Here is a 1,314-nt window from a genome sequence, read left to right on the forward strand (position 1 = left end):
AGACGAGACGCGGCTTTCCGTCAGGATCGAAGGCGAAATCGTTTATCTCACCCTTATGTTCAGGGTTAAACCTTTGGACCACTTCCAACGAGTCTGACCTCAACAGGACGGTTTCGTAGCCGCCACGAGTGCCAGTTGGCTTTCCGTTGCTCCCCGAGGCGAGGAACTGGCCCGTTCGATCGAACTTTAAAGCGCCTACAACCCGGCCACGGTGGATGTCAGATTCTTCCAGTAACTCGTCGCGTTCGTAATCGATGACACCAATGACTCCGTTTTCGCATCCATAGGCGACTCTTGCGTTCGACGAAATTGTCAAAACGCATACCTTCCCGCCGACTGCAAATAATCCTTTCTGTTGTTCGTTAGCCCAGATTTCAACTCGCTCGTCTACTCCGATTGAAATAAGTCCCGGTGGGCCCAGATAGAACGCTCCGACTGTCCGACCTAGGTAACTTTCACCGTAGATTGGCTTTCTCGTCGACATGTCAAACGCATACATGCGGCCGTGCTCGTTTTTGTAATTCAGAACCGCAACGACGTCGTGATTGATTTGCGTTGGAGTCGATTTCGTAAACGGAAATTCGGGAAAGCGATTTAACTCTTTTAGATTCTGGACGTTCCATAGGACGCAGGTGCGATCCTGTGACGCAGAAATCAAATGGCGTCCGTCGGGAGCAAAAGCAACTTCATCTACAACTCCGGAGTGTCCTTTAAGTGTCTCAACCAGCCGATAATCTTGGGATCCCCATATCTTGATGGAACAATCTCGACTCGCACTTGCAAGCAACGAACCATCGGGTGAAAAGCGGACACACCGTACGGCGTCGTCATGGGCCGATATTTCGCTCAACACATCTCCCGTAGAGGCGTCCCAAACCCGCAGGCGATTAGGGCCTTGCTCAATGGCTAAAGCAAGCCGCTCCCCGTCTGGCGAGAAGGTCAGTTCGTTCAGCCTGGAGACGCCCGGCAAGTTAACAGACCAAACTTGCTCGTTGGTCTCCCAGTCCCACAGTTCAACGCGTCCCTCAATGAAGGTCGCGATTACCGGCTGACTTGGCGACACCGCGGCAGCCCTCACTGACCGTGCATCCATTGGCAGCTCTGCCGAGAGTTCGCCAGTCTGCGTGCTGTAGATGCGAATCGGCCGCTCGGGACCGGCGACCGCAACGGAGTGGCCATCTGCCGTAAAGGCAAAATCGCCGCGCGGAACAGACTCGAGAGTAAAGCTGTGCCCAGATGTCACCGAATGGAACAAGGCATCGTCGGACAGATAGTGGCCATAGTAGTGGGCCGTTGAGTTCCCCCGTCCGAATA

1 protein-coding gene is annotated in these 1,314 nt (G+C 54.0%); it reads right to left on the minus strand.

The window, feature by feature from the left end; all coding sequences use genetic code 11:
• A partial coding sequence (locus LYNGBM3L_RS45060; RefSeq protein ID WP_161603158.1) for a WD40 repeat domain-containing protein occupies positions 1 to 1,314 on the minus strand: 1,314 nt, incomplete at both ends.

This window comes from Moorena producens 3L (genome assembly GCF_000211815.1).
Classification (GTDB): Bacteria; Cyanobacteriota; Cyanobacteriia; order Cyanobacteriales; family Coleofasciculaceae; genus Moorena; species Moorena producens.